Raw genomic sequence first — 16,496 nt, 5'->3', positions numbered from 1 at the left:
TCAGACGCCGAGCGTGGCGGCGATCCGGTCCTGCTGGGCGGTCGGCCCGCCGAGCAGCACGTTCCCGGTGATCGCGTTGCGGTAGTACAGGTGGGCGTCGTGCTCCCAGGTGAAGCCGATGCCACCGTGCAGCAGCATCGTCTGCTTGGCGGCCTCGATGTACCCGCTGGAGGCGAGGTGACGGGCGACGGCCGCGTCCAGCGACGCGGTCTCGCTGCCCTCGGCCAGCGACTCCGACGCCTTGCGGACGGCGGCGTCGGTGAGCGCCCAGTCGGTGTAGATGTTCGCCAGCGGGTGCTTGACGCCCTGGTAGATGCCGATCGGCTGGCCGAAGCTGTAGCGGATCTTGGCGTACTCGGTCGTCATGTCCAGGCACGCCTTGGTGGCGGCGGCCTGCTCGGCGGCGAGGGCCAGGTTCGCCAGGTCGATGACCGACTCGAGGGCGGCCGCGGCGTCGCCGGCGAGCACCCGGCCCGGGGTGCCGTCGAAGGTGACCGTGGCGATGCCGCGGGTCAGGTCCAGCGCATCGACGGGGGTGATCGTCAGACCGGGGGCGTCCCGCTCCACGAGCACGATCCCGGCGGAGGTGGTGACCAGCAGGACGTCGGCGTCGTCGGCGTTGAGCACCGCCGTCTTCGTCCCGGTGACCGCGCCGTCCGAGACGGTGACGGCCGAGTCGGCCAACGCCCACTCGCGGCCGGTGCCCTCGCTGACCGCGAGCGCGCCGACGGCGGTGCCCTCGGCGAAGCGCGGCAGCCACGCCGCGCGGGCCTCCTCGTCGTCCAGGGCGAGCAGGGTGCCGGTCGCCAGCACGCTGGTGGCCAGCAGCGGCGAGGGCACCAGGCCCGCACCGAGCTCGCGCAGCGCCACGACGAGGTCGGACCACGACGCACCGGCGCCGCCGTACTGCTCGGGGATGGCCAGCCCGGCGAGGCCGAGTTCCTGGGCGAGCCGGCGCCAGACCTGCGGGTCGTAGGCGGCGTCGGACTTGATGGTCTCCCGGACGGCGGACATCGGCGCCTGACCGGAGACGAAGCGCTTGACGCTGCTGGCCAGGTCGCGCTGGTCGGCGGTGTCGATGAGGGTCACGGAGTCGCTCCTTGGGCGGACGCGGCGGTCACTTGGACAGCTTGAGCTGGTTGAAGGGGATGTTCTTGTCCACGCCGGCGTCCTTGGGCAGGCCCAGGACGCGCTCGGCGATGATGTTGCGCTGGATCTCGTTGGAGCCACCGGCGGTCGCGCCACCCGGGGCGGCCAGGATCGAGCGCGTCAGCGGGAGGGTGTCGGCGTTCTGCAGCGCCAGCTCCTCGCCGAAGATGTCCTGGACCAGGTCCGACACCCACAGCGGGAACGTCGCGCCGGCCAGCTTGGCCGCCGAGCCGCGGGCGCCGATCGGCACGCCGGCCTTGGCCTCCTGGTGCAGCACCGCGCTGTAGGAGCGCATGGCGCTCTCCTTGGCGTAGACCTGGGCCAGGGTGCGGCGGACCGAGGCGTCGCCGTCCAGACCGCGGGCGCGGACCAGCTCGACCAGCGCGTCGTAGCCCAGCGGGTTGGCGCGCGCCCGGACGCCGGTGCCGATGGTGACCCGCTCGTAGCGGAGCATCGCCACGGCCACGGACCAGCCGTTGTTGACCTCGCCGATGACGGCGTCGTCCGGCACGTGCACGTCGTCGAAGAAGACCTCGTTGAACGGCGCGTCGCCGGTGGCCACGACCAGCGGGCGCACGGTGACGCCCGGGTGGTGCAGGTCGACGATGAACATCGTGATGCCCTGGTGCTTGGGCCGGGTCGGGTCCGTGCGGACCAGGACGGCGCCGAAGTCGCTGAACTGGGCGCCGGAGGTCCACACCTTCTGGCCGTTGATCAGCCAGCCGTCCTCGACCTTCGTCGCGGAGGTCTGCAGGCTGGCCACGTCCGAGCCGCCGCTGGGCTCGGAGAACAGCTGGCTCCAGATCTCGTCACCCTTGAGCATCGGCTCGATGTGGCGCTTCTTCTGCGCCTCGGTGCCGAACTCGAGCAGCACCGGAGCGGGCATGCCGAGGCCGATGACGAACGGGCCGACCGGCATCCGGAAGTTGGCGGCCACCTCGTTGAACGCCAGCTGCTCGGCGGTGCCGAGGCCCTGGCCGCCGTACTCCTTGGGCCAGGTGATGCCGGCGAGCCCGGCCTCCCACAGACCCTTCTGGAAGGCCTTGGACTCCTCGATCGTCGCGCCGCCGCTGCTGGGCTCGTTGTCGTCGAACGGCTTGGCGTTCTGCTGGAGCCAGGCCAGCGCCTTGGCCCTGAACTCGTCGGTCGACATGGTGGTGGGTCCTTCCTGCGGGGGTGGCGGCACGGTCCCGGGAGTCGCGGAGGTCGGTGCCAGGGTGGTTCGGGAAAGTCGGGGTGCCGGGCGAGAACACGTTCTACCTAGGCGGCCCGGTCATGGTCGTATCGCGATCGGACGGCTGTCAAGCAACCGCCGCGGTCGATCAGGTGAGCAGCTTCTGCGCCGCGAACCGGATGCGTTCGTCGGCCGCGTCGGCGGTGAGCCGGCCGTTGAGCCAGTCGATCGTGCAGCCGATCCACAGCGACTCGACCATCTGCAGCGCCAGGCGCTGCCCGGCGGTCACCTCGTGGTCGGCGCCCCAGGCGGCGGCCGCGGCGATGCGCACGAAGGTGGTGTCGTGGTCGACCGGCGGGCGGGTGGTCAGGTGCGCGCCGAAGGGCACCGGCGACTGCCGCACCGAGAGCGCGGCGTGCGCGTACCCGGGGTCGTTGCGCATGGCCTGGAAGGCGCGGGCGAAGACCTCGCCCGCGCGCACCTCGGGTGTCGCCCCGCGGGGACGGCGGGTCGAGACGTCCTGGTCCAGCTTGGCGATCTCGTACCGCACGGCGGCCAGCAGCAGCTGGTTCTTCGAGGGGTAGTAGCGGTAGAGGGTGGCCAGGGCGACCTGGGCCAGCCGGGCCACCTCGCGCATCTGCACCGCCTCGTACCCGCCCTGGCCGGCGAGCTCGATGGCGGCGCGGATGATCCGCTCCACCCGGGCGGCCTGCGCCTCGGACGTGCGCCCGGACAGGCGCTCCTCGGCCAGGACGTCCTCGGTCACCGCGTCGCCGGTCATCGCGTCGTCGGCCATCGCGTCGTCGCTCATCGCGCCGTGGGCCATCGCGTCACCGCTCACGGTCGGCGGTTGCCCAGCACGAGGCTGCCGGCGGCAGCGAAGAACATGCCGACGCCCTGCACGAAGCTGGTCTCGATCCCCGGCAACTGCACGACCGCCTCGCCGCGCAACTGCCGCACGGCCTCCTGGATGGCGAACATGCCGTACATCCCGGTGTGCGTGTAGGAGAGCCCACCGCCGTTGGTGTTCATCGGGAGCCGGCCGCCCTTGGCGGTGTGGCCCTCGGCGATGAAGTCCCGCGACTCGCCGCGACCGACGAACCCGAGGTCCTCGAGCATGTAGAGGGGGAGGTGCGCGAAGGCGTCGTAGGCCATGAGGTGGTCGACGTCGGCGTGGGTGATCCCGGCGGTCGCCAGCGCCTCGGCGGAGGCCCGCTGGAAGGCAAGGAAGGAGCCGGGGTCGGCCATCTGCGAGACCATCGGCGCCTCCGCCGACTCGCCGGACCCGAGCAGGTAGACGGCCCGGTCGGCTGCCGGCAGGTCGGCGGCCCGCTCGGCGCTCATCAGCACCAGCGCACCACCGCCGTCGGTGACCACGCAGCACATGTCCTTGGAGAACGGCCAGGCGATCGGCGGCTGCTCCAGCACCGCCTCGACGGTGGTCGGCGTCCGGCGGGAGGCCCGCGGGTTGTCGACCGCCCAGGCGCGCTGCGCCACGACGACCTGCGCGAGCGCCTCGCGCTCGAGGCCGCGCTCGTGCAGGAAGCGCAGCGCCGGGACGGTGAAGGTCGAGTACGGGGTGTTCGCGCCGTAGATGGCCTCGAACTGGCCCTGCGGCGACGCCGGGTTCGGGCCGCGCCCACCCACGCCCACGCGGGACCGGCCGGACTCGCCGTGGGTCACCAGGACGACGTCGGCGGCGCCCGCGGCGATGGCGGCGGCCGCGTGGCGGACGTGCAGCATGAAGCTGCACCCGCCCACCATCGTGCCGTCGAGCCAGCGCGGGGTGATCCCGAGGTGGTGGGAGACCTCGTGCGCGAACGGGCCCGCCGTCGCGACCCCGTCGACGTCCTGCGCCGTGAGTCCGGCGTCGGCCAGCGCGTTGCGCGCGGCCTGGGCGTGCAGGTCGAGGGTGGAGATGCCGGGCAGGCTGCCGATCTCGGTGGTCTCGGAGGCGCCGACGATCGCGACCCCGCCGCCGTGCATGGACGTCGTGCTCACCGGGCCGCCTCCGCGGGGGTGAACACCGGGATCGCGTACTCGCCGCGCTGCTCGAACGTCACGCGCAGCGGCAGGTCCAGCGGCAGGTTCTCGGGGAGCGGCTCGACACCGACGACGTTCGACATCATCCGCGGGCCCTCCTCCAGCTGGACGAGGGCGATGACCAGGGGTGCGTCGGACGGCGGGAAGGTCCGGTGGTTGATCACGTAGGAGACGAGCGTCGCCCGGCCGCTGGTGACCCGCCACGCCACCTCCGCCGAGCCGCAGTGCGGGCAGAACGGGCGCGGGTAGAAGTAGTACCGGGTGCAGCTGGTGCACTGCTGCACGCGCAGCTCGCCGGCGGCCGCTCCCTCCCAGTACGGCGCCGTCTCGGGCGTCGGGAGTGGTGTCGGACCGGGCATCGGCCGTCCTTCCGCGGAGGGCTGCGAGGAGTGGCGTGCCGCACAACCAGAACAGGTTCTAGGTAAGCGTCAGCCGTGCCGCCGCCCGTTGTCAAGGAGCCCGCCGGACCCTTGCGGTCCGCGTCGGCAGGGTAGTAGAACGTGTTCTCGTAGACGCCGCCTCGCGCGGCCCGGCGATCGCCCCTCGGTGCGGGCGCCGTCCTCCCACCGAGAGGCACGACATGAGCGGCACACTCGACGGCCGGGTCGTCATCGTCACGGGCGCGGGGCGGGGCATCGGCGCCTCGATCGCCCGGCTCTTCGCCCAGCAGGGCGCCCAGCTGGTCCTCAACGACCTCGGTGCCAACCCCGACGGCACCGGCGGGGACGAGGGCCCGGCGCGCGACATCGCCGACGAGATCCTGTGCGGGCCGGCGGCGCGGCGGTGAGCGACGGCGGCGACATCGCCGACACCGCCACCGGAAAGCGGCTGGTGGACCTCGCCGTCGACACCTACGGGAAGCTCGACGTCCTGGTCAACGTCGCCGGGATCCTCCGGGACAAGATGATCTTCAACCTGGACGACGAGGACTGGGACGCCGTCATCCGCGTCCACCTGCGCGGCCACTTCTCCACGATCAAGCCGGCCGCCGCCTACTGGCGCCAGCAGCGCAACCCCGACGGCCACTACCGGATCATCAACTTCACCTCCGACTCCGCCCTGCAGGGTTCGCCGGGGCAGCCGAACTACGCGGCCGCCAAGATGGGGATCATCGGGCTGACCGCGTCGGTCGCCAACGCGCTGGGCCGGTACGGCGTGACCGCCAACGCCATCGCCCCCGGCGCCGCGACCCGGCTGACCGCGACGATCCCGCAGGACAAGAAGCTGGGCGCCGACCGGCCGGCCACCGACGACTCGCGGTCGCCGGACAACATCGCGCCGATCGTCAGCTACCTGGCCAGCGAGGCCTCCGACTGGCTGTCCGGGCGCACGCTCGGCGCGGCCGGCTACGGCGTGACGCTGTGGAACAACCCCGAGGTGCGCGCCTCGATCAGCTCCGAGGGCCCCTGGGACCCGGAGGACCTGGCGCGGCAGGTGGAGAAGGAGTTCCGCCCCCTGGCCGAGGGGCTGCACCCGTCGATCTTCATGGCCCAGGTCCCGAAGTAGGTCCGAGCACGAGCAGGCAGGAGGGGGTCCCGGTGCGCATCGGATACGGACTGCGGAGGACGGCGGTCGAGGTCGCCGAGGAGACCGCCTGGGCGCGGGAGCTCGGCTTCGACGCGCTCTCCACCTCGGAGGTCGCCTACGACCCCTTCCTGCCGCTGGCCGTCGCCGCGACGGCCTCGGGGGAGATGCGGCTGGAGACCCACATCGCTGTCGCGTTCGCCCGGAGCCCCATGGTCACGGCGAACGCGGCGCACTACCTGCACGTGCTCTCCGGTGGGCGCGCGGTGCTGGGGCTGGGCACCCAGATCAAGCCGCACATCACCCGACGGTTCGACATGCCGTGGAGCAGCAAGCCGGCCGCGCAGATGCGCGACTACATCCAGGCGCTGCAGGCGATCTGGCGGGACTGGAACCACGGCGAGCAGCTCGCGTTCCGCAGCGAGCACTACAACCACACGCTGATGACCGACATGTTCCGGCCGCAGCCGATGCCCACCGCGCCGGAGGTGCACCTCGCCGCGGTCGGCCCGGTCATGACCCGGCTGGCCGGCGAGGTCGCCGACGGGCTCATCCCGCACGCCTTCAGCACGCCCGAGTGGTTCACCGAGGTCACGCTGCCTGCTCTGCACGAGGGGCTGGAGCGGGCGGGCCGGGAGCGCTCGGACGTCGTCGTGCACTGCCCGGGGTTCGTCGTCGTCACCGGGGAGGAGGGCGCCGGCGAGGAGGAGACTCTGGCCGTCCGCCGGCAGATCGCCTTCTACGGTTCGACGCCGGCCTACGGCGACGTCCTCCGCCGCGCGGGGCGCGGCGAGCTGCACGACCGGCTGCACGCGCTGTCGGTGGGCAGCGACCCGGAGCGGTGGGCCCGCATGGGCGATCTGGTGGACGACGAGCTGCTGTCCGCGTTCTCCGTGATCGGCCCGCTCGGGCACGTCGCCGACGAACTCGCGCGGCGCTACGGTGGCGAGATCGACCAGGTGCACCTCGCGCCGCCGGCCGGCACCACCGCCGAGGACGTCGCGGAGTTCCGGCGCCGGCTGCCCTGACCGGGCTCAGCCCCAGGCGCTGGGGTCCCCGGAGGTCGGCGGCGCCATCCGGGCCTTGAGCCGGGCGTTCGGCAGCGGCGGGGCGGGCAGCCGCTGCACCGCACCGGTGTATCCCTCGACCTGCCCGAACCGGTCGGAGCCGGCCTCCCACTCCGCGCGGTAGGCGGCGATCTCCTCGTGCGAGCGGCCGAGGAAGTTCCACCACATGACCACCGGCTCGCCGAACGGCTCCCCGCCCAGCAGCATCAGCCGCGCCGGCCGGTCACCGGGGTTGGTGAGCGAGAGCCGGGTGGCACCGGGGGCGAGGTAGCCGAGCTCGGCGCGGGCCAGCTCGGCGTCGCCGACGACGACCGGGCCCTCGTCGACCAGCACGCCGTGCTCGAACTCCGGGGCGACGTCGAGCTCGACCTGCGCGCACGGCTCGAGCACCAGCTCGGCCCCCAACAGCGGGGTGTGCGTCGGCACGGGGGAGGCGGAGCCGCAGAGGGTCCCGAGCAGCACCCGGACGACGGCGCCGTCCAGCCGGAGGACCTCGGGGACGTGGTGGACGAACGACCGCGGGGCGTGCCGCGCGGACTCGGGCAGCGCCGTCCAGAGCTGGACGCCGTGCAGCACGCCCGACCCCGGGGTGGAGACCTCCGAGTGCGCGACGCCGGAGCCGCCGGTCATCAGGTTCAGCTCGCCGGGCCGCACGAGCGCGTGCGCTCCGGTGGTGTCGCGGTGCTCGATCTCGCCGCTGAACAGCCAGCTGACCGTCTGCAGGCCGGTGTGCGGATGCGGCGGCACGTCCATGCCGCCGGTGCGCGTGACGTCGTCCGGGCCGTAGTGGTCGGCGAAGCACCAGGCCCCGATGAGCGACCGCGCGCGCTGGGGCAGGGTGCGGCGCACGGTCATCGCCCGCGGTCCGCCCAGGGGCACGTCTCGGCTGGTGATGACCTCGACCTCGCTCACGCGGCAGAGCCTGGCACAGCGGGGAGCTCTCCGGTGCTGGGGCAGACTCTGCGCCGTGCCGCTCCGCCGTCCCCGCCGTGTCCTCGTGCTCGGTGGCGCCCGCTCGGGCAAGTCCTCCTACGCCGAGGGCCTGCTGGCCCGCGAGCGGGCCGTCGACTACGTCGCCTGCGGGATCCCGCCCGGTCCCGACGACCCCGAGTGGGCCGACCGCGTCGCGCTGCACCGCGCGCGCCGGCCGGCGTCCTGGCGGACGGTCGAGACGCTGGACCTGCCCGCGGTGCTCGGCCGCTCCGGCCCGCCGGTGCTCGTCGACTGCCTGACCACCTGGCTGGCCGGGCAGATGGACGCCTGCGGCGTCTGGGCCGGCGAACCCGGCGCCGACGACCGGCTGGCCGCGGTCGTCGACGAGCTGCTGGCCGCGTGGACGGGCACCCCGCGGCGGGTGGTCGCGGTCAGCAACGAGGTGGGCAACGGCATCGTCCCGGCGACCCCGTCTGGACGACGGTTCCGGGACGAGCTCGGCGTGCTCAACGCCCGGGTCGCGGGCGCGTCGACGCGGGTCTGGCTGCTGACGGCGGGGCTGCCGCAGCGGCTGCGCTGACGCCCGGTTTCGACGCGTCGGCGCTCGGGCAGGTGCGGGGCCGGTGGTCGCCCGGCCGGGGCGCCGACGGAAGGGGGATCCGTGCGCGCGATGGTCTACCGCGGCCCGTACAAGATCCGGGTCGAGGAGAAGCCGGTCCCGGCCATCGAGCACCCGAACGACGCGATCGTGCGGGTCTCCCTGGCGGCGATCTGCGGCTCCGACCTGCACCTCTACCACGGGATGATGCCGGACACCCGGATCGGCCACACGTTCGGCCACGAGTTCATCGGCGTCGTCGAGCAGGTCGGCTCGTCGGTCCAGAACCTCCAGGTCGGCGACCGGGTGATGGTGCCGTTCAACATCTTCTGCGGCAGCTGCTGGTTCTGCGCCCGCGGGCTGTTCTCCAACTGCCACAACGTGAACCCGAACGCCACCGCCGTCGGCGGCATCTACGGCTACTCGCACACCACCGGCGGTTACGACGGTGGTCAGGCGGAGTACGTGCGGGTGCCGTTCGCCGACGTCGGCCCGGTGAAGATCCCCGACTGGATGCACGACGAGGACGCCGTCCTGCTGACCGACGCCGCCGCGACCGGCTACTTCGGCGCCCAGCTGGGTGAGATCGCCGAGGGGGACACGGTGGTGGTGCTCGGCGCCGGCCCGGTCGGCCTGGTCGCCGCGCAGTCGGCCTGGCTGATGGGCGCCGGGCGGGTCATCGTCGTCGACCACCTGCAGGAGCGGCTGGAGAAGGCCCGCACCATGGCCTACGCCGAGACGCTGGACTACGACGAGTACGACGACGTCGTCGTCGAGCTGAAGAAGCAGACCGACCACCTGGGTGCCGACGTCGTCATCGAGGCGGTGGGTGCCGAGGCGGACGGGAACCTCGCCCAGCAGCTCACCGGCCCGAAGCTGAAGCTGCAGGGCGGCTCGGCCACCGCGCTGAACTGGGCGATCGACGGCGTCCGCAAGGGCGGCACCGTGGCGGTGGTCGGCGCCTACGGCCCGATCCCGAACGCGGTGAAGTTCGGCGACGCGCTGAACAAGGGCCTGACCCTGCGGATGAACCAGACCCCCGTGAAGCGGCAGTGGCCCCGGATGTTCGAGCACGTGCGCAACGGCTTCCTCACCCCTCGGGACATGGTCACCCACCGCTTCCCGCTGGAGGAGATCCCGGAGGCCTACCACGTGTTCTCCAGCAAGCTCGACGGCTGCATCAAGCCGCTGATCGTCCCCAGCGCGTCCTGATCCGACCGGAGGAGCCGTCATGAACCAGGCCGGCCGCGGGGACATCCCCAGCGCCTACGTCCGCGACAAGCGGACGCCGCCGCCCAGCAGCGACGAGCTGCGGGCCCGGATCCCCGGGTGGGGCGTCGACCTCAACCCGACCGACCGGCCCGCCTACCCAAAGCTGCAGCACCGGACCGACACCGGCGCGCACTGGGACTTCCCGGAGCGGCAGCCGGAGGAGTGGCCCCGCGAGCGCTCGGTCGAGCACGCCTTCGTCACCCCGGTCTTCGGCACCGCCCAGCCGCCGCGCGGCCTGTCCGGGGTGATCCGGAGGTACTCCTACGCCCGCTTCAGCGAGGGGCGGCTGGCGCACTGGCTGCTGCTGGTCGCGGCCGACCGGGTGGACGCCGCCGAGCACCGACTCCGCTCGTTCGCCTCGACCCGGCCCGACGTGCCGGCGACCGGGCTGCGCAGCGAGTTCACCCGTGGCGGCCTGCGGTCCCGCCGCGGACGCTCCGACGCGCGGCACCACCTGGTCGATCCGCTGGTCGTGGCCGGGCCGTGGGTCGCGGCCGCCGGTGCCGCCCTCGTCGGCCTCCGGACGCTGGCCCGCGGGCGCCGCTGAGCGCTCAGCCGTCGGCGGGGAACAGCCGGCCCAGCCCGAACCGGGTCGGCGGGCGGAAGGGCTGCCAGTCGTGCCGCGGCTGGGCGAGCCGGTCGGCGACGACCCACAGCACGGCCGGGTCGTGCCCCATGCCGAGGTGGGCCGCGTGCACCGCGACGTTCTCGCTGCGCGGGCCGGGCTGCTGGCGGCAGGCCCGCCAGTCGACGACGCCGTCCCACCGGGAGTAGACGGCGGTGCTCGGCACGGCCAGCGGAGCGGCCGGCCTGCCGCGGGCGGTCGGGTAGCCACCGAACGGCGAGCCCAGCGAGACCACCTGTCGCACCTGCCGGGGCGCCTTCCGGGCGAGGCCGCGCGCGAAGATGCCGCCCAGGCTCTGGCCGACGATGCTCACCGCGGTCCCGTGCTCGGCGGCGAGCCGGTCGAGCAGCCGCGGCAGCGCGTCGTCGAGCTCCCGCGAGGGGCCGCGGTTGCGCCCGAGGTCCCAGCCGACGACCGGGTAGCCCAGCCGGCGCAACCAGGTGCGCAGCACCGCGGTGGAGGCGTCCGACGCCATGAGGCCGGGGAGCACCAGGACGGGGTGCGGCTCGCCGCGCGGCGCCAGTTGCAGCAGCGGGAGACCGGCCGCGAAGGCGCCGGCACTGGCCAGCGCGCGGACCGGCTCGGTGGCACCCAGGAGCCCGGGCCGGCGACGGCGCGGGGGCCGCGCGGGGGGACGGGTCACCGGCTCAGTCCACCGTCGGCGGGAGGAGCCGCGGTGCGAAGACCTCGTCGATCGGCCGCGGCCCCACGTACTGCCGGCAGGTGCACGGCACCCAGCTGTGGCCGGACCACCGGCCGCGCTTGTCGAAGGTGTCCCGCCGCAGCTCGGCGTGGCAGGTGGAGGTGTCGCGGTCGTGCTGGCTGAGCGCGTGCCCGCAGCCGCACACCGGGGTGACCGGCGGAGGAGGAGCGGGCTTCCGGCGGCCCAGCCGGCCGGCGAGGAACCCGGTGGCGAGCAGGGCCCCGCCCACCAGCAGGCTGATCGGGTCCACGGCGCCCTCCTCGTGCTCGGCGGCCGTTCGACGGTAACCCGCCGGCGCCCGGGGCTGCTGCTTTCCCCCGATCGGGCGGGATTACCGCGCTGTGTTGCAGGGCACAGGAGGTGCGTGGACACGTACGCCGTAGGTTTCGCCCGCCCGGACCGCTGGTCCGGCGGGGAGCCCGCTCAGCTGTCGCACCCCTGGCACGCCGTCGAGGCGCACCGCCCGCCCGCCGAGCTGGACGGGGAGATCGAGCTCGCCGTGTGCGGGGCGATCGTCCAGGTCTGGGGTTCGCAGAAGTGGACCCGCGTCGGCGCCGGGCGCACCGCCTGCCCGACCTGCCAGCAGGTCACCGCGGTCGGCCGGACGCTCACCTCCGCCCGCTGACCGCTCCGCGGCGCCCGCGCCTCACCGCTCGGGGCGCCGCCCGCTGATCGCCGAGATCCCGGTGACCTCCCGGCCGATGATCAGCGCCTGCACCGAGTCGGTGCCCTCGAACGTGAAGATCGCCTCCATGTCGGCGTGGTGCCGCGCGACGTGGTGCTCGAGCAGGATCCCGTCGCCGCCGAGGATGTCGCGGGCGTCCGCGACGATCGCCCGCGCCTTGGCCGCGTGGTTCATCTTGGCCAGCGAGGCCATCGCCGCCGTCATCCGGCCGGCGTCGGCGAGCGTGGACAGCCGCCAGCACATCAGCTGCATCGAGGTGATCTCGGCGAGCATCCGCGCCAGCTTGTCCTGCACCAGCTGGAAGCCGGCGATGGGCTGGCCGAACTGCTCCCGCCGCAGGGCGTGCGCCAGCGCCAGCTCGTAGGAGGCCATCGCCAGCCCCAGCGCCCGCCAGGCCACGGTGTACCGGGTGCGGTCGAGCATCCGGGAGACGTCCTTGAACGAGTGGCACTCGGCCAGCTTGTTCTCCACCGGCACGCGGACGTCGGTCAGCGTGATCTCGGCCTGCCACACCGCGCGCAGCGCCGTCTTCCCGGTCATGACCGTCGCGTCGTAGCCCTCGAGCTGCCCGTCCCGCCCGCCGGTCTCGACGACGTAGCCGCCCACGGCGCCGTCCTCGCCGCGCGCCCAGATGATCACGTAGTCGGCGATCGAACCGTTGCCGATCCACTTCTTCCGCCCGTTGAGCACGAAGGAGTCGCCGTCCCGGCGGGCGGAGGTCTCCAGACCGACCGCGTCGGAGCCGTGCTCGGGCTCGGTGAGCCCGAAGGCGCCGATCTTGTCCAGCCGCGCCATCTCCGGCAGCCAGCGCCGGCGCTGCTCCTCCGAGCCGAGCACCGCGATCGACTGCATGGCCCAGGAAGCTGTGCACGCCGTTGAACGTGCCGATGCTGCCGTCGGACCGGGCGAACTCGGCGGCGACCAGGCCCGCGGCGACGTTGCTCATGCCCGGGCAGCCGTAGCCCTCGATGGTCCCTCCGACGACGCCGAGCCCGGCCAGCTTCGGCACGACCTCGAAGGGGAACTCCGCCCGGTCCCAGTACTCGTTGATGGTGGGCTCGACCTCCTGCAGGCAGAAGGCGCGCACCCGGTCGCGGATCTCCTTGTCCTCCGGGGAGAGCAGCTCGTCCAGCAGGTAGAAGTCAGGGCTCGCGGCGGTCACCTGCGGGACGCTACGACGCTTGCGGGCATGCTGCTCGTCGTGCGGATCGTGGTGGCCCCCGACTCCTTCAAGGGCAGCCTGTCCGCCGACCGCGCGGCCGACGCGATCGCCGCCGGCGTCGCCCGGGCGGTACCCGGTGCCGAGCTGGCGCTGCGCCCCGTCGCGGACGGGGGAGAGGGCACCGTCGCCGCCGCGCTGCGGGCCGGGTGGGGGCCGCGGGCGGTGGGGGTGACCGGGCCCGACGGGCGGCCGGTGGAGGCCGAGCTCGCCCTCCGGGGGACGACGGCGGTGCTGGAGCTCGCGACCGCCGCGGGGCTGGGGCTGCTCGACCGGCCAGCCCCGCTGACCGCGACCACGCGCGGGGTGGGGGAGCTCGTGCGGCACGCCCTCGACGCGGGGGCCCGGCGGATCGTGCTGGGCATCGGCGGCAGCGCGACCACCGACGGCGGCGCGGGCATGCTGCAGGCGCTCGGGGTGCGGCTGCTGGACGCCGCCGGCCGGGAGGTGCCGCCCGGTGGGGCAGGGCTGGCGCGCCTGGACCGGATCGACGCCTCCGCCCTGGACCCGCGCCTGGCGGGAGTGGTGCTCGTCGTCGCCTCGGACGTCGACAACCCGCTGACCGGACCGGCCGGGGCGGCGCACGTCTTCGGCCCGCAGAAGGGCGCCTCGGCCGACGACGTGCGCGCGCTGGACGCGGCGCTCGGCCGCTACGCCGTCGTCCTCGCCCGCGACCTGGGTGCCGACGTCGCGGCGACCCCGGGCGCCGGGGGAGCGGGCGGGACGGCGGCCGGTGCCCTGGCCGTCGGTGCCCGCCTGGTCTCGGGGGCCGGACTGGTGTGCGACCTCGTCGGGCTCTCCGACGCCGTGGCCGGGGCGGCGCTGGCGATCACCGGGGAGGGGTCGCTGGACGCGCAGACGCTGCGCGGCAAGGCGCCGGCGGAGGTGGCGCGGCGGGCGGCCGCGGCGGGGGTGCCCTGCCTGGCGCTCGCAGGCCGGGTGGCGCTGGGCGCCGACCAGCTCGGCGCCGCGGGGTTCGCCGCCGCGCACGCGCTCACCGAGGTCGAACCCGACGCCGGTCGCTGCCTCGCCGAGCCGGAGCGCCTGCTCGGGGAACTGGCCGCCCGGGTGGTCCCTCAGCTGGTCAGCAGCCCGCGCACGTAGGCGGCCTGGCCGAGGTGCTGGAAGTCGTCGGACAGCACGCTCACCAGCCGGACCCCGAGGGTGACCGGCGGGTCCCAGCGCTCGTCGACGACGCGGTCGAGGTCGCTGTCGGTGAGCCCGTCGAGGAACTCCGCCGTGCGCGCCGAGACCGCGGCGGCGTAGCCGACGAGCAGGTCGGCCGACGGCACGCGGACCCGGCCGACCTGCTCGGCGTCGAACCCGTAGCCGGTCTCGGAGGCGTCGAAGGGCAGGTCGAACCGGTCGGCCCAGCCGTCGGCCGTCCACACCTGCTCGTGGCCGGCGACCTCGGAGACGTGGTCGTCCTGGACGCGGACGAGGTGCCACGCCAGCCAGCCGATCGGGTTGGCGTCGGGGGCGGGTCGGGCGGCGAGGTCGTCGGCGGTCAGGCCGCCGACGGTCGCCGCCAGGGTCTCGTGGATCTGGCCGTAGGCGTACCGGAGGAGGTCGGCGCTGCGCATGGGCCGGGACCTACCCGCGCAGCCGCCGCCCTCACCCGCGGATCAGGACGGGTGGGCGCCGCCGACGGCCTCGTCGGTCGAGCCCTCGGGCTCGCTCTGCGCCTCCAGGTCGGCGGCCAGTTCGGGGGTCTCCTGCTCGAGGGCGATGTCGCGGGGCTGGGGCTCGGGAGTCGTCATGTCCCCAGCCTCACCCAGGACGCCGGGCCCGGCACGGCGAACGGTCAGGTCCTGCGGGCGACCACCGCGAAGGCGACGGCGCCGACGCCGATCTCGGCGAACAGCAGGAGCGCCAGGCACATCTCGACGGAGGCGCCGAAGGCGATCGCGATCGCGGCTATCGCGGTGAGCGGGCAGGCGGCGAGGCCGAGCACCGCCAGGGCCCGGGTGAGGACGGCGTCGTCCCGCTCGTCGCCGGTCTGCGTCCAGGCGCGCTCGAAGGTGGTGGCGCGGTCGGGGCGCCGGGACACCCGCCAAGTCATCACGGCGGCGACCACCAGGCCGAACGCGGCACCCTGCAGCAGGCCGTCGCCCATGTTGCCCGGGCCGTGCTCGCGCAGCAGCAACCCGACGGTGACGACGACCGCCAGCGTCGAGCCGGAGACCAGCAGGAACGCGGCCAGCTGCTTGCCGGTGAACTGGTCAGTCGACATGGAAGATCTCCTCGACGGTGCGGGCGAAGTGCCGGGCGATGGCGATGGCCAGGGGGAGCGAGGGGTCGTAGCGACCGGTCTCGATGGAGTTGACGGTCTGCCGGGACACCGAGAGCGCCTCCGCGAGCTCCCGCTGCGACAGGCCCGCGGCCGTGCGCAGCTCCTTGACGGTGTTCTCCATGGCTCCTCGACTGGTCAAGCGAGCTTGACACGTCAAGCGTGCTTGACTGATCCGCGCATGTCAAGGCGACTTGACTTCTGATCCGCCTTCCGGCGATCGGGTGCCACCGCTATCATCGCCGCATGACGATGAATGCACGGACGACGCAGGGACCGCCCGTCGATGAAGCGGCGGCGATGTCCACGGCCGCGAGCCTGTTCCGCAGCCTGGGAGAGCCGGCCCGCCTCGCGATCCTGCGGCACCTGGCCGGCGGTGAGCACAGGGTCGTCGAGCTGACCGAGCACCTCGGCCTCGCGCAGTCGACCGTCTCCGCGCACCTCGCCTGCCTGCGGGACTGCGGCCTGGTCGCCTCCCGGCCGGCGGGCCGGGCCACGATGTGGTCGCTCGCCCACCCCGGCGAGCTGGTGGACGTGCTGGCGTCGGCCGAGCGGCTGCTCGCGGCCACCGGCGACGCCGTCGCGCTGTGCCCCACCTCCGGTGCGGGGGTCGAGCGATGACCGTCGTCGCGCTGGTCCTGTACGTCGTGGCCCTCGTCGTGCTGTTCGGCGTCCGGTCCTGGGTGCAGCTGCGGCGGACCGGCTCGGCCGGGTTCCGCGGCATCTCCGGGACGCCCGCCGACGCGGGGTGGTGGGGCGGCGTCCTGTTCGTCGTCGCGATGGTGCTGGGGCTGGCCGGCCCGGTGCTCGCGGTGGCCGGCGCCGTGCCGGCCGATCCGCCGCTCGCCGTCGAGGTCGTCGGGCTGCTCGTGGCGCTCGCCGGCTTCGCCGCGACGTTGGCGGCGCAGACCGGCATGGGCTCGTCGTGGCGGATCGGGGTCGATCCCGGTGAGCGCACCGAACTGGTCACGTCCGGGGTGTTCGCGCTCGTGCGCAATCCGATCTTCACCGCGATGGTCACCGCGCAGCTCGGCGTCGTCCTGCTGGTGCCGACCTGGGTGAGCGCGCTGGCCCTGGTGGCCCTCGTCGTCGCGGTCCAGCTGCAGGTGCGCGCGGTCGAGGAGCCCTACCTGCGCGCCGTGCACGGCGCCGCGTACGACGGCTACGCCGCGGCGACCGGCCGGTTCGTGCCGCGAGTGGGCTGACCGGCCGGC

At 74.1% G+C, this 16,496-nt stretch carries 23 protein-coding genes and 1 pseudogene; 10 read left to right on the top strand and 14 right to left on the bottom strand.

What is annotated here, in order from left to right:
* The 5 genes from JKP76_RS23625 to JKP76_RS17645 form a co-directional block, all read right to left on the bottom strand.
* Nucleotides 1–1,089 carry an acyl-CoA dehydrogenase family protein gene (locus JKP76_RS23625; RefSeq protein WP_200492137.1) on the bottom strand — a complete coding sequence of 363 codons (1,089 nt, stop codon included), beginning with the start codon at nucleotides 1,087–1,089 and terminating at the stop codon, nucleotides 1–3.
* 28 nt (nucleotides 1,090–1,117) lie between these two features.
* Complete coding sequence (locus JKP76_RS17660; protein WP_200492136.1) at nucleotides 1,118–2,302, bottom strand: acyl-CoA dehydrogenase family protein; 1,185 nt, start codon at nucleotides 2,300–2,302, stop codon at nucleotides 1,118–1,120.
* 169 nt (nucleotides 2,303–2,471) lie between these two features.
* Nucleotides 2,472–3,164: a TetR family transcriptional regulator gene (locus tag JKP76_RS17655; RefSeq protein ID WP_200492135.1), complete on the bottom strand. Its 693-nt coding sequence runs from the start codon at nucleotides 3,162–3,164 to the stop codon at nucleotides 2,472–2,474.
* Nucleotides 3,161–4,324: a thiolase gene (locus JKP76_RS17650; protein ID WP_200492134.1), complete on the bottom strand. Its 1,164-nt coding sequence runs from the start codon at nucleotides 4,322–4,324 to the stop codon at nucleotides 3,161–3,163. Before JKP76_RS17650 ends, JKP76_RS17655 begins: the two co-directional genes overlap by 4 nt.
* Complete coding sequence (locus tag JKP76_RS17645) at nucleotides 4,321–4,725, bottom strand: Zn-ribbon domain-containing OB-fold protein (RefSeq protein WP_200492133.1); 405 nt, start codon at nucleotides 4,723–4,725, stop codon at nucleotides 4,321–4,323. Before JKP76_RS17645 ends, JKP76_RS17650 begins: the two co-directional genes overlap by 4 nt.
* Before the next feature lie 221 nt (nucleotides 4,726–4,946).
* Here JKP76_RS17645 and JKP76_RS22750 point away from each other — a divergent pair, with 221 nt between their 5' ends.
* The 3 genes from JKP76_RS22750 to JKP76_RS17630 are packed head-to-tail and all read left to right on the top strand — an operon-like array spanning nucleotide 4,947 to nucleotide 6,918.
* Entirely contained in the window at nucleotides 4,947–5,153 is a 207-nt protein-coding gene (locus tag JKP76_RS22750; RefSeq protein ID WP_200492132.1) for an SDR family NAD(P)-dependent oxidoreductase, read from the top strand.
* Nucleotides 5,150–5,872, top strand: coding sequence for an SDR family oxidoreductase (locus JKP76_RS17635; protein WP_200492131.1), 723 nt, complete (start codon nucleotides 5,150–5,152; stop codon nucleotides 5,870–5,872). The genes JKP76_RS22750 and JKP76_RS17635 overlap by 4 nt, the downstream gene beginning before the upstream one ends.
* Before the next feature lie 32 nt (nucleotides 5,873–5,904).
* Entirely contained in the window at nucleotides 5,905–6,918 is a 1,014-nt protein-coding gene (locus JKP76_RS17630) for a TIGR03617 family F420-dependent LLM class oxidoreductase (RefSeq protein ID WP_200492130.1), read from the top strand.
* Between the two features lie 6 nt (nucleotides 6,919–6,924).
* Here JKP76_RS17630 and JKP76_RS17625 read toward each other — a convergent pair whose 3' ends face one another.
* Nucleotides 6,925–7,869 (bottom strand): pirin family protein, encoded by a 945-nt coding sequence (locus JKP76_RS17625; protein WP_200492129.1) that lies wholly within the window; start codon nucleotides 7,867–7,869, stop codon nucleotides 6,925–6,927.
* Between the two features lie 55 nt (nucleotides 7,870–7,924).
* On the opposite strand from JKP76_RS17625, the gene JKP76_RS17620 reads away from it, so the two are divergent.
* The 3 genes from JKP76_RS17620 to JKP76_RS17610 all read left to right on the top strand — a co-directional run bounded on the left by JKP76_RS17620 (nucleotide 7,925) and on the right by JKP76_RS17610 (nucleotide 10,307).
* On the top strand, nucleotides 7,925–8,470 hold the full coding sequence (locus JKP76_RS17620; protein ID WP_309229568.1) for a bifunctional adenosylcobinamide kinase/adenosylcobinamide-phosphate guanylyltransferase: 546 nt from the start codon (nucleotides 7,925–7,927) through the stop codon (nucleotides 8,468–8,470).
* 90 nt (nucleotides 8,471–8,560) lie between these two features.
* Nucleotides 8,561–9,700, top strand: coding sequence for a zinc-dependent alcohol dehydrogenase (locus tag JKP76_RS17615; RefSeq protein ID WP_207146849.1), 1,140 nt, complete (start codon nucleotides 8,561–8,563; stop codon nucleotides 9,698–9,700).
* A 19-nt stretch (nucleotides 9,701–9,719) separates the two neighbouring features.
* On the top strand, nucleotides 9,720–10,307 hold the full coding sequence (locus JKP76_RS17610) for a hypothetical protein (RefSeq protein WP_200492126.1): 588 nt from the start codon (nucleotides 9,720–9,722) through the stop codon (nucleotides 10,305–10,307).
* A 4-nt stretch (nucleotides 10,308–10,311) separates the two neighbouring features.
* Here the strand turns inward: JKP76_RS17610 and JKP76_RS17605 are convergent, their stop codons facing one another.
* Together JKP76_RS17605 and JKP76_RS17600 are read right to left on the bottom strand one after the other, a co-directional pair.
* Complete coding sequence (locus JKP76_RS17605) at nucleotides 10,312–11,028, bottom strand: triacylglycerol lipase (protein ID WP_200492125.1); 717 nt, start codon at nucleotides 11,026–11,028, stop codon at nucleotides 10,312–10,314.
* A gap of 4 nt (nucleotides 11,029–11,032) precedes the next feature.
* A complete protein-coding gene (locus JKP76_RS17600; protein ID WP_200492124.1) occupies nucleotides 11,033–11,338 on the bottom strand; it encodes a hypothetical protein in 306 nt (101 codons plus the stop codon).
* A gap of 114 nt (nucleotides 11,339–11,452) precedes the next feature.
* Here JKP76_RS17600 and JKP76_RS17595 point away from each other — a divergent pair, with 114 nt between their 5' ends.
* Complete coding sequence (locus JKP76_RS17595; RefSeq protein WP_200492123.1) at nucleotides 11,453–11,713, top strand: hypothetical protein; 261 nt, start codon at nucleotides 11,453–11,455, stop codon at nucleotides 11,711–11,713.
* A gap of 21 nt (nucleotides 11,714–11,734) precedes the next feature.
* Here JKP76_RS17595 and JKP76_RS17590 read toward each other — a convergent pair whose 3' ends face one another.
* Together JKP76_RS17590 and JKP76_RS21640 are read right to left on the bottom strand one after the other, a co-directional pair.
* Nucleotides 11,735–12,625, bottom strand: a complete 891-nt coding sequence (locus tag JKP76_RS17590) for an acyl-CoA dehydrogenase family protein (protein ID WP_242471996.1) — start codon at nucleotides 12,623–12,625, stop codon at nucleotides 11,735–11,737.
* 61 nt (nucleotides 12,626–12,686) lie between these two features.
* A pseudogene (locus tag JKP76_RS21640) lies at nucleotides 12,687–12,860 on the bottom strand (acyl-CoA dehydrogenase family protein); the annotation flags it as partial.
* 102 nt (nucleotides 12,861–12,962) lie between these two features.
* On the opposite strand from JKP76_RS21640, the gene JKP76_RS17585 reads away from it, so the two are divergent.
* Nucleotides 12,963–14,096 (top strand): glycerate kinase, encoded by a 1,134-nt coding sequence (locus JKP76_RS17585; RefSeq protein WP_207146586.1) that lies wholly within the window; start codon nucleotides 12,963–12,965, stop codon nucleotides 14,094–14,096.
* On the opposite strand, the gene JKP76_RS17580 is transcribed toward JKP76_RS17585, so the two are convergent.
* The 4 genes from JKP76_RS17580 to JKP76_RS17570 are packed head-to-tail and all read right to left on the bottom strand — an operon-like array spanning nucleotide 14,069 to nucleotide 15,406.
* The gene (locus JKP76_RS17580; RefSeq protein WP_200492122.1) at nucleotides 14,069–14,575 is read right to left on the bottom strand and encodes a DinB family protein; all 507 of its coding nucleotides are present in this window, start codon (nucleotides 14,573–14,575) and stop codon (nucleotides 14,069–14,071) included. The two genes, JKP76_RS17585 and JKP76_RS17580, sit on opposite strands and share 28 nt — an antisense overlap.
* A 42-nt stretch (nucleotides 14,576–14,617) precedes the next feature.
* The gene (locus JKP76_RS22745) at nucleotides 14,618–14,752 is read right to left on the bottom strand and encodes a hypothetical protein (protein ID WP_255522706.1); all 135 of its coding nucleotides are present in this window, start codon (nucleotides 14,750–14,752) and stop codon (nucleotides 14,618–14,620) included.
* Between the two features lie 44 nt (nucleotides 14,753–14,796).
* Entirely contained in the window at nucleotides 14,797–15,225 is a 429-nt protein-coding gene (locus JKP76_RS17575) for a hypothetical protein (protein WP_200492121.1), read from the bottom strand.
* Nucleotides 15,215–15,406 (bottom strand): helix-turn-helix transcriptional regulator, encoded by a 192-nt coding sequence (locus JKP76_RS17570; RefSeq protein WP_200492120.1) that lies wholly within the window; start codon nucleotides 15,404–15,406, stop codon nucleotides 15,215–15,217. The genes JKP76_RS17575 and JKP76_RS17570 overlap by 11 nt, the downstream gene beginning before the upstream one ends.
* 122 nt (nucleotides 15,407–15,528) lie before the next feature.
* Between JKP76_RS17570 and JKP76_RS17565 the strand changes: the two genes are divergently transcribed.
* Together JKP76_RS17565 and JKP76_RS17560 are read left to right on the top strand one after the other, a co-directional pair.
* Nucleotides 15,529–15,903, top strand: coding sequence for a helix-turn-helix transcriptional regulator (locus tag JKP76_RS17565; protein WP_200492119.1), 375 nt, complete (start codon nucleotides 15,529–15,531; stop codon nucleotides 15,901–15,903).
* On the top strand, nucleotides 15,900–16,487 hold the full coding sequence (locus JKP76_RS17560) for an isoprenylcysteine carboxylmethyltransferase family protein (RefSeq protein WP_200492118.1): 588 nt from the start codon (nucleotides 15,900–15,902) through the stop codon (nucleotides 16,485–16,487). Before JKP76_RS17565 ends, JKP76_RS17560 begins: the two co-directional genes overlap by 4 nt.
* Nucleotides 16,488–16,496 lie beyond the last annotated feature (9 nt).

This window comes from Blastococcus sp. TML/C7B, from assembly GCF_016612845.1.
GTDB lineage: Bacteria > Actinomycetota > Actinomycetes > Mycobacteriales > Geodermatophilaceae > Blastococcus.
The sequence above is the reverse complement of the archived record's forward strand: the minus strand, read 5'-3'. Positions and strand labels throughout refer to the sequence as shown.

What these genes read in the sequence shown, in the direction of transcription:
- JKP76_RS17660 (WP_200492136.1), bottom strand. Translation starts at nt 2,302, where the DNA reads ATGTCGACCGACGAGTTCAGGGCCAAGGCGCTGGCCTGGCTCCAGCAG.
- JKP76_RS17645 (WP_200492133.1), bottom strand. Translation starts at nt 4,725, where the DNA reads ATGCCCGGTCCGACACCACTCCCGACGCCCGAGACGGCGCCGTACTGG.
- JKP76_RS22750 (WP_200492132.1), top strand. Translation starts at nt 4,947, where the DNA reads ATGAGCGGCACACTCGACGGCCGGGTCGTCATCGTCACGGGCGCGGGG.
- JKP76_RS17615 (WP_207146849.1), top strand. Translation starts at nt 8,561, where the DNA reads ATGGTCTACCGCGGCCCGTACAAGATCCGGGTCGAGGAGAAGCCGGTC.
- JKP76_RS17610 (WP_200492126.1), top strand. Translation starts at nt 9,720, where the DNA reads ATGAACCAGGCCGGCCGCGGGGACATCCCCAGCGCCTACGTCCGCGAC.
- JKP76_RS17590 (WP_242471996.1), bottom strand. Translation starts at nt 12,625, where the DNA reads ATGCAGTCGATCGCGGTGCTCGGCTCGGAGGAGCAGCGCCGGCGCTGG.
- JKP76_RS17585 (WP_207146586.1), top strand. Translation starts at nt 12,963, where the DNA reads ATGCTGCTCGTCGTGCGGATCGTGGTGGCCCCCGACTCCTTCAAGGGC.
- JKP76_RS17580 (WP_200492122.1), bottom strand. Translation starts at nt 14,575, where the DNA reads ATGCGCAGCGCCGACCTCCTCCGGTACGCCTACGGCCAGATCCACGAG.
- JKP76_RS22745 (WP_255522706.1), bottom strand. Translation starts at nt 14,752, where the DNA reads ATGACGACTCCCGAGCCCCAGCCCCGCGACATCGCCCTCGAGCAGGAG.
- JKP76_RS17575 (WP_200492121.1), bottom strand. Translation starts at nt 15,225, where the DNA reads ATGTCGACTGACCAGTTCACCGGCAAGCAGCTGGCCGCGTTCCTGCTG.
- JKP76_RS17570 (WP_200492120.1), bottom strand. Translation starts at nt 15,406, where the DNA reads ATGGAGAACACCGTCAAGGAGCTGCGCACGGCCGCGGGCCTGTCGCAG.
- JKP76_RS17565 (WP_200492119.1), top strand. Translation starts at nt 15,529, where the DNA reads ATGACGATGAATGCACGGACGACGCAGGGACCGCCCGTCGATGAAGCG.
- JKP76_RS17560 (WP_200492118.1), top strand. Translation starts at nt 15,900, where the DNA reads ATGACCGTCGTCGCGCTGGTCCTGTACGTCGTGGCCCTCGTCGTGCTG.